This is a genomic window from Massilia psychrophila (assembly GCF_002760665.1).
Classification (GTDB): Bacteria; Pseudomonadota; Gammaproteobacteria; order Burkholderiales; family Burkholderiaceae_D; genus JAFCUW01.
In genome coordinates, this window is the sequence record NZ_PDOB01000063.1 from 1 (window position 1) to 8,823 (window position 8,823).

Here is an 8,823-nt window from a genome sequence, read left to right on the forward strand (position 1 = left end):
TTGACGAGTCCGTCGGAAGAAGGTGGCTTGCTGGAATTGCTCGAATTCTTGTCGACCTTCGTTTCCAGTGCCACCAGGCGGTCCCACAACGTCACGATAATGACTTCAAGCTCACCACGGGTGAGGTCGGTCAAATCAGGCGGGGACGGCTTTTTCTTCATGACCAGCATGATGGACCGCATCTATATTGTTTACAACCTTTTTCGCACTGTACGCCTCACGCTGAACAGTCACAACCTGGTTTCGGAGGTTGTTGGCAGCCAGCAGGTCTCGTCGGTGTCTCGATGGTCCGTGACTGTTCAGCGTCTATGCCGTGGGTCGGATAGGACTGCCGGCAAAGACGCACATTTACTTTAACGGAAATTTATGTCACTCGATTTAGTTGAGATGGGCAATGATGAATTCGATGACTGGCTGCGCGATCAAGATGGCCGCGCTCCAGGAGACGATCTGACTGAGGAGCATTTGGTGCAGCTTGTGGGCACCACGCTCCGGGGGGGCGACCAGAAAGCCGGGCAAAAGGGTCCATCGACCTGGCGAACCTATGTTATGCAATGGCCGACAAGACTCTGGGCTCCCAAGGGCCTGCGACCAAATGCTTGGAGGTGGTGGTAAGCATCGGTCAACGCCACTGACCGGCGGTGTCCAGGCCGGAATCTCGTCGGGGGCAAAGAACAATTTGGCGTCTAGGTCGCGGTAGGTGTGGTCTATCCTCATCCAGCGGGCCGCGATACCAGTCAATCGCGAATTTTGCGGATTGCAGATATCGCACGCACCAGCGCGGTGGAGGTGATCAAATTTGATTTGGCGCGGCGACATTCGATGCCGTCCGTTAAGCGCACGACTTGACGTTAATCGATTTGGGGTACACAGCGGGTACACAACGCGGCGCGTTGATCGACACTCACTTCTTCCAAGCCCGCAAAAATCGGTAACCCATTGATTTAACTGGTGCGGCTGGCGGGGATCGAACCCACGACCCTTGGCTTCGGAGGCCAATACTCTATCCACTGAGCTACAGCCGCGCTGGGGAATTTCTGAAGAGAAGCGAAGGATTTTAACGATCTGAGCACACTTTGAGCACAGTTGAGCACAATCGACCGCGACCTTGGAGAAGTCGCATGGCAACAATTGGTCAATATCGAGGCAAGTGGAAATGTCAGGTCCGTAAAACGGGCTACCCTACTCAGACCCAAAGCTTCGACCTGAGGGCAGTAGCGGTGGCGTGGGGAAACGAAGTTGAAGCCAAGATGAACCGTGGCGCTTTTGCAGGGAGCACGAGCAAGCAATCCATCACTGTTCGTGCAGTACTTGAACGGTATCTCGCGGAAGAGTCCGACAAGAAGGCATACTCGGCAGCCGACTTGTCCCGCGCTAAGCCAGTTCTGGCCGCACTGGGGGCGTACCATGTTCACAAGCTGACTCATGCAGACCTCGCGGAATACAAGCGCAACAGGCTCGCCCTGAGGTCGCCGCAGACCGTGACGCATGAACTCAATCTGTTACACCGGGCGTATGTGATCGCCTCTACCGAATGGGGCATCGTCTTGCCCAACGGCGTCCCTAAGACGCCCCGGCCCACCCTGCCTCGTGGTCGCGGTACACGCATCCGGCCTAACCAAATTGACTTGATAATGCAAGCGACCGAGTCCGAACAACTCAAGCTCATCGTCCCGCTGGCGGTGGAAACGGCAATGCGCCGCTCTGAGCTACTTGGCATCCAGTGGGAACATGTTGACCTTGACCGTCGCTCGATCTACCTAGACAAGACGAAGAACGGACTGTCCCGCACCGTGCCGCTTTCGAATCGCGCCCTACAGGTACTCCAAGGCATGCAGGAGGCCACGGCTGGCCCAGTATTCACGCTAGCCGCCTCGTCTGTCACCCAAGCCTTCCAGCGGGCTGTGGAGCGGGCTGGCTTGGACCACATGCGCTTCCACGATCTAAGGCATGAGGCCACCTCCCGGCTATTTGAGCGCGGCCTGAACGTGATTGAGGTCGCACGCATAACAGGCCACGTAACCCTGTCGATGCTTGACCGATACACTCACCTTGATGTGCAGGGGCTGGTACAGAAGCTGGGTTAGCGAAAAAACCATGCGCGATGGAGCAGAAAGTAGTCACTCCCTTCGCTTAATCACGCTCCTGCCGTGAGGCCACAGGAAGCTCTACCAGGCGTTCAGGAGGCTACAGGGCGCAGAGCCAAGCAACTTCAGCAATCGGCTCAAAAGCTCTGTAATCGCTTCATGGCGAGTTCTCTTCAACAGCGTAACAGCGCCTTAAGCAGCCCTCCGGGTAGGACACGGCGGTATTGACCATGCGATCAATATGCCCACGAATAGCCCCCACTAATAACCGTGGTAGCATCGGGTCAACAGAACATATGCTGAACGAAGATGACCACATACGCTATAACAACGGATGCAGGTGATGCACTAGATGCGCAGTTCGACATAGAGCAGTCTGCAATCGTCCTTCACAGCCGAGGTGGAACGAAGGGCAAAGATGCAGTCAATTCTGATTACTCGGTTGCGCTTCGCCAAATCCTTCGCAGACTCGCAAACAATAAGATCGGAATAAATGGCGCTTGGGTCGATAGCAGCCGAGTTCAGCATCTGCCGTTATCGGAGCGTGCCATCTTTGGGGCAGATGACGGAAGCGTACTACCGGATGATTGCTTCAAGTTGATGACCAACAGAATGCAGAAAGTCGGGCGGGCCGCATCTGCCTCAGGAACAGGTGGTAATCCCACGAAGCGCATTCGCATTCAACTGGCGGGTAGTCTGGCGTCATCGTCTATCGTCGATGCGTTACAAGCGTCCCCGACAAGTGTTGACACGCGCAGCCGCGAAAGACTGCCTACGGATGACCTCAACAAGGTCACGTCCGAGCACGTTTGGAATGCGATCCAGAAGCTAACAGGCGGCTATTCGGATCACGGTTTCGGGGAGTCAACGGACTTTGATTTGGTCACAGACGAGGACATTCGACTTCCGCCTAAGGCTGTGTTTGGCGTAGCCGCAACGGAAGCATTAGGGTTCAAGGTAATGCCCAAGCATTTCTCTGGCGGTGAGGGATCGCCATGCTTCCGCATCTTGACTTCGGCGGGCTACACTATACTTCCTAAGTCGGCTCATCCGATTCAAGATTCTGCGCCAGTCCCCGTTGGCCCAGCCGTAGACAAGTTCTGGGTCGAAGGAAAACAGAAGTCCGTGACACATTTTCGTAGGGAACGCGGAGCAGGCTTGGCAAATGCTAAGAGGGCTCAATTCCGCCGGCTATATGGCAAACTGAAATGCGAACGATGCGACCTCGATCCTGCGGTGGTGTATGGCGGAGTGCATGGCGAGGCCAGTATCGAAGTACACCACAAGGTAACCCAGGTACAGGACATGGATGAGGGGCACGTGACCATGCTTGGAGACTTGGAATGCCTTTGTGCGAACTGCCATCGGGTCGCTCATCGCCTGCTCAAGCTGGAGCAAATTAACTGAGCGTCGAGCGTCTTGGTTTCAGGCATCCCTGTGATGAGGCCAAGAAGCCCTGTACCACGTTCAGCAGAACTTACAGCGGTATAGCCCGCCAGCGCCAGCAAACCACTGAGAACGCCTGCAATCGCTTCTACTGGCGTCCATGTTGCTGACCTGAGCGGGTATCAGGTTTGCATCCGCATCAATGCGCCTACGTGTAGACCATCAGCCTGGGGTATCTGAGGATTAATGCCTTATCAGTCCTACTAAGGATATCCATTGGTATCCATAGGTATCCATAGGTTGTCCTAGCTCAATAGCTGCTCTGTAGTGTCATGCTGAACAGTAATAGCCAAGGGATAGCCATAGATCCCCTCTTCTCACTTGCCCCCCTTTAGTGGCATGCTGAACAGTCATAGCCAAGGTCGCCTACTGAACAGCAGCCGCTAGGTGCAGCACTATGCATCGACCTTCACAACCCCATCAATATTGGTCTGCTTCTTGAACACAGCTAGCATGATCGTCGTCGCCTGATCTTGGTGATGCTCAGCTACGATGACAGCGTCGTGCACCGGAAGCGCGGTGATTCCTAGCCTGAGTAGTTCGGTGAGGACTTCCACCAGAATCTGACTTTCTTTGTACAGTAGGTCGAGACCTATCCCCTTGTAGAAAAGGTCCGCGATTGGCTTGTGAAAGATGATGATCCCTGAGGTGATTTCTTTGATGCGAACGTGCCCAGGAAACAACTCTGCGGAACCTCTTGGCTTCTTCTTCATTGGGCTGGTTCGATGGAGCATCGAATTGAACACAACCTTCACGCCATCACGGTATTCCTCTAGCCGAGGTATCGTGTAAGCGTCTTCAGCGTTGAACTTTTCACCGGCCAGCCCGTAGAGTATCCGTGGGTTCATTTGCCCAAAGTCGAGCGTGACCGTTGGCACACCTTGTATCAAGATACCCCGGCGATTCATCTTGGACATATTCAGCCAGAACCCACCGAACAAACGCCCCCCTTTCTGGAACGATCCGTTATTGAAATACCGACGCAGGTGACGATCAGCAGTGTCCACGACTTGTCCATCCGTAGGGCATGGCCGGTACTGAATATCTGCCTCAGCAAGCGCGTCGTTAATGAACGCCATGTCAGAACGATACTTGTGTGTTTGGTCGGTATCGTCATATTGAAGCCAAGACCCAGCATCATTGTGATCCGCCTTCGTGTCCTTGAGCACGATGGTCTCTTGTGAATTGTCGAGCGTAAAATCAGCGCATGTTAGTTGGCGATCCTGAATAAGGTTTCGTAGGCGTTCACCCGCGCGTATCGTCGATAACATGCTCAGGCTAGGGTCAGACGGAACCCACACTCCGCGCCGGTGCTTAACTAACTCCATCTCAGGCGTCGCCATGTAGCCCAGTACATCCTTGAGGGTTTTGCTGATTGCTATTGACTTGTATCGGTCACGGGAGCCGAGGGCTGTGTTGGACAGTTCGATTGCAAGCCACCCATCAGGACGCGCGAGTTCGCTATGGATCAGGTCGCAAACGAGGGCTTCGACCTGGCGCTCGAAGGTCTGAAAATCCCCGGTCTTACGCTTACGCTTACGTGGTGCGCGGTGTTGTTCATAGCGCAGCAAAAGACTAACGACTTCGGCCACGACGGATTCAGCTCTGTCAGTCGCTGCGATCCTGAACCCAGTGAACGGCTGCTCGTATCGTGTCGGAGGGGAATAGATCGCCTGTAATGCAGTCTTGGAGGCAGCATGCGGCGCGCGCACTACCATCTTGGTTGTATGGTTAATCATGTGAGAATTTATTTTTGCAGAAGCGATAGCAGCCGCAGCGTCTGTGACGAGCGGCATGTGTGGCAGGGAGGTAGGTGCGTAAAGGACTGCGAGAGATGGAAGGCGCCGGGAAAAATAAAGCGCGTGAGACCCGCGACTAAATACTAGGCAGAGCGGAAGTGCGCTTCCAGAATAGCTCGGACTTCGTCTTTCATGCTGATCCTGTGGGAAGCACAGCGTGTCTTAATCAGGGCGTGCAGCGACAAAGGGAGTTCTAGTGTTAAACGCTGTATAGGTTCCTTTCGGTTGATCAGCGACGCCTCTAGGCAGTCCGTGCAGAGGGGTTTGGGGTGGACTTTACTGCCCCGCTCGCCAGGTACGGTGTCGGAGTTATTTGCTGGGAAATGGTTGTGGTTTATCATGGTGTTTAAGTAGAAAAGAGTTGCCCAAAGCAGCAGTTCGGTCGCCAGTAACGGGCAACACGAGTGCGTAGCTAGGGAGGGAAGAGGATGCCAATGAGGCACTACGCAGGCGCGGAAAAATGTAGCGTCTATGCTTAGGAGTAACTTTTAGCTTTGGCGCGCTGCTCGTAGGTGTCTGAGGTCTCAACCTTTTTCACCGTTAGCGGTCAAAAAAGCGGGAAAGCAGCATTGTTACGGCATGACATTTGCAGGTGACGAGACGTTCAAATACGCCACCTCTTGCTGTGGCAGTGTTAGAGACAGTTCCGTCACTGACAGAACCCAGTTGCGGTTATTGTCTAGCGCTTTGAATCCATGCTTGCGTACGAAGTTTTGGATACCATCGCCCTGATGAGTCTGCTCAATACCTATGTTTGCATACCCGTAGATACTGCTTAACCCCACCAAGAACTGTAGGAAAGACGTACCGTGTCCCACTCGCTGGCCGTTGAACGCAATCTTAGCAATGACGAGAGTATCGGTAGGCCACTGGTCTGAATTTGGGGGAAAGCGCAGATATATGTCCACTGTTTCCGAGTAAGCACTAACCGTCCCTTTTCGCGAGACTTGGCACCGTTCCTGATAGTTCAATCTGCTCAGGAGGTAATGGTTGAGTTCGTTCGAAAAGCTTTCAACCGTTTGATACATAACGTCTCTTTCATGTGAGTAACTAAATAGCAATAATTAGGCAACGACAAACCGAGTGTGTTTTGGTGAGGATCGTAGTCTTGCCTTAGATGTCAATGCGAGCGACTACAAGCCTGCTCCTTACCCCATAGCTAATCAGAAGGTAGGACATGGCCCGCATGTCACGTACTATGCTTAGGCGTAAGTTTTAGCCTTCCGGCGCTGCTCATCGGTCTATGCTTAGCAGGCTGTTGAAAAAAGAAATTTTGCCCCACCAAACGGCGAAAACCGCTGCAAAAATGAGCTCAAAATGCCTGTAATTTTAGCAAAATCCTCTTTTTTGCTAAAATTTCGGGCAGATTTCGTCTCCAGTTTAAATAATTTCCCACTGCTGAATGATTTTTCAACAGCCTGTTAGCTGTAGAGTTTAGCTTTCTAGTGCTGTCCGTTGGGTATCCTGAGCGGCTCTGAAGTTTCCACCTATGTTCTGCGCAACCCTTCAAATGAGAATCGTTCTCATCCACCCTACATAAAAAATTTCATTAAGCGCAAGTAAATAGCCTTGGACGTTACGTGCCTTGAGACGCTCCCTAGGCCACTTGAAAGGCTGGGCCTACCTGTGACATAGCCAATGCCAGGAAAAGGCCGCGTGAGCGCCCTACGCAGCTTGCCGAAGGTACTGATACAAGGTTTCCCGACTGATACCGAATTCCTTAGCAAGGGCGGTCTTCTTGGCTCCCGTTGCGGCCTTGGCTTGTAGATCAGCGACCTGTTCAGCGTTGAGTGCCGGTTTGCGACCCACGTACACATCACCCTTGGCCTTAGCAATCGCTATACCCTCCCGCTGGCGCTCACGAATCAGTGACCGTTCAAACTGTGCGAAGGCTGCAAGCATGGAAAACATAAGCTCATCCATCGGATTGTCTGTACCCGCTGAGAACGCCAGCTTCTCTTTGATGAACTGAACAGTCACGCCCTTGGCCTTGAGTTCCCTGACGATCCGCTGCATGTCCTCAGAATTACGCGCTAGACGATCCATGGAGTGAATCACGAAGGTGTCACCTGCTCTAGCGTGTTTCACGGCTGCCTGAAGCTGCGGCCTATCTGTATCCTTACCGGAAGCCTTGTCGGTGAATACTTGGTCTAGCTCGATACCGTCAAGCTGTCGCTCTGTGTTTTGGTCAAGGCTGCTCACCCTGATATATCCGATGGTCTGGCCTATGGTCTTCATGGTGTATCCCTGTGTGTAGTGTCAGGATAGATTCTAAGACCATCGAGCAAGACTGTCAACAAATTCCTCTATTGATCCTACTCTGACACAAACCATATCGAATACTGTCAGGCAAACGTGTGGTGCTGGGGTACACCCTATGCTGACACGCTACAAAGGAAGGAAAGGCTCGCTATTTGTCATATGCGCTGCAAGCATGGTGAGCAGCATCAAGCAAAAAGATCACCTCGTTGAAGACTATCTCATCCGTTGATTGCTTTTCGTAGAGGTAGCGCCAATCCACAAACGCATCGTTCATCGCGTGAAGGCAGTCACGATAAGACTTTCCCTTCTGGACGTTGTGACCAGCGGCGGCAGCAGGGCACTGTGCTTCCAGTTCTGCGACAGCCACAGCAGGGAGATTGTCGAACAACTTAAGCAGTTGATGGCCGCGCAACGGCTTGCCGTGCACCGCTGACAGCGTCTTCAGGTAAAGCTCAATCGCTAGCGCGGCGTTGACGACGAACGGAATAGCACTGTAGTGATTCACAGGCTGTCTACTCAGGTCTTTCTTGTAAAGGTAGCTTGCGGTAGTGCAGAACGATAACGCTTACCGGAACATGCCCTGAAATGGAGTTGTAGGTACGTAGACGCCAGCGTCCTTCAGCACCTTCATCGCAGCAGCAGCATCAGTCTTGCCGTCTCCTGTATTCGGAATCCACCCGATTACCTTGCCATCATGCTTCACGCCATAAGTCTTTGCATTGTCCGATTGCGGCTCATCCGTCCCCATTGCTGCCTCCATTTAATGAAACATTGATCGCAACCACGTCGAACAACTTACCACAGTGGGTGACACGAGGGGATGGACGATCACTAGGGCAGGGCCTATTGATAGATCATGCAATGGCTAGATCACTATCACCGAATGTCCGGTATCTGATTGCCGGGATTCGTATCATTCCCCATGCATTGCACAAAGGGAGGGCTGCACGCGGACACGTAGGCACTACATCGGCACAGGCTTGCGCCCCAGGTCAGCACTAGAATTCATCTGCTGTGAAAAAAAGACCCCCGGTATCAACGCTTTGGAAGAACTTCAAAAAGCCGGTAAAGACTCGACTGTTGTTCTTGTTGTTGGAGATTTCCGGAATGTGTCAATCGCTTTGAGACAATGAAATTGATGAGTTTAGTGTCTAATTCTCTGTATTCCCTCCGCTTTCCGGTGCCGATTTTGGCATGTTAATGCCGGCCACAGTTGGCAATGCGGGCGG

The 8,823-nt window shown here is 52.9% G+C and carries 7 protein-coding genes and 1 tRNA gene; 2 read left to right on the forward strand and 6 right to left on the reverse strand.

From position 1 onward, the window contains the following. A partial coding sequence (locus CR103_RS23930) for a DUF6444 domain-containing protein (RefSeq protein ID WP_307719733.1) occupies window positions 1-182 on the reverse strand: 182 nt, incomplete at its 3' end. A gap of 767 nt (window positions 183-949) precedes the next feature. Beyond that, window positions 950-1,025 (reverse strand) — tRNA-Arg (locus CR103_RS21355). Window positions 1,026-1,121: 96 nt separating this feature from the next. On the opposite strand from CR103_RS21355, the gene CR103_RS21360 reads away from it, so the two are divergent. Together CR103_RS21360 and CR103_RS22330 are read left to right on the forward strand one after the other, a co-directional pair. Then, window positions 1,122-2,087 (forward strand): tyrosine-type recombinase/integrase, encoded by a 966-nt coding sequence (locus CR103_RS21360; RefSeq protein ID WP_099917911.1) that lies wholly within the window; start codon window positions 1,122-1,124, stop codon window positions 2,085-2,087. Window positions 2,088-2,396: 309 nt separating this feature from the next. Then, window positions 2,397-3,494: an HNH endonuclease gene (locus CR103_RS22330; protein WP_143752710.1), complete on the forward strand. Its 1,098-nt coding sequence runs from the start codon at window positions 2,397-2,399 to the stop codon at window positions 3,492-3,494. A 434-nt stretch (window positions 3,495-3,928) separates the two neighbouring features. Here the strand turns inward: CR103_RS22330 and CR103_RS21375 are convergent, their stop codons facing one another. The 4 genes from CR103_RS21375 to CR103_RS21395 all read right to left on the reverse strand — a co-directional run bounded on the left by CR103_RS21375 (window position 3,929) and on the right by CR103_RS21395 (window position 8,354). Then, window positions 3,929-5,329, reverse strand: coding sequence for a hypothetical protein (locus CR103_RS21375; protein ID WP_099917914.1), 1,401 nt, complete (start codon window positions 5,327-5,329; stop codon window positions 3,929-3,931). A gap of 1,668 nt (window positions 5,330-6,997) precedes the next feature. Continuing rightward, on the reverse strand, window positions 6,998-7,570 hold the full coding sequence (locus CR103_RS21385; protein WP_099917916.1) for a recombinase family protein: 573 nt from the start codon (window positions 7,568-7,570) through the stop codon (window positions 6,998-7,000). A gap of 172 nt (window positions 7,571-7,742) precedes the next feature. Then, window positions 7,743-8,099, reverse strand: coding sequence for a hypothetical protein (locus CR103_RS21390; RefSeq protein ID WP_099917917.1), 357 nt, complete (start codon window positions 8,097-8,099; stop codon window positions 7,743-7,745). Between the two features lie 60 nt (window positions 8,100-8,159). Next, the gene (locus CR103_RS21395; protein WP_099917918.1) at window positions 8,160-8,354 is read right to left on the reverse strand and encodes a hypothetical protein; all 195 of its coding nucleotides are present in this window, start codon (window positions 8,352-8,354) and stop codon (window positions 8,160-8,162) included. Between the last annotated feature and the right edge of the window lie 469 nt (window positions 8,355-8,823).

Coding starts and splice junctions, on each gene's coding strand:
- CR103_RS21395 (WP_099917918.1), bottom strand. CDS start 8,354: ATGGAGGCAGCAATGGGGACGGATGAGCCGCAATCGGACAATGCAAAG.
- CR103_RS22330 (WP_143752710.1), top strand. CDS start 2,397: ATGACCACATACGCTATAACAACGGATGCAGGTGATGCACTAGATGCG.
- CR103_RS21360 (WP_099917911.1), top strand. CDS start 1,122: ATGGCAACAATTGGTCAATATCGAGGCAAGTGGAAATGTCAGGTCCGT.
- CR103_RS21375 (WP_099917914.1), bottom strand. CDS start 5,329: ATGCCGCTCGTCACAGACGCTGCGGCTGCTATCGCTTCTGCAAAAATA.
- CR103_RS21385 (WP_099917916.1), bottom strand. CDS start 7,570: ATGAAGACCATAGGCCAGACCATCGGATATATCAGGGTGAGCAGCCTT.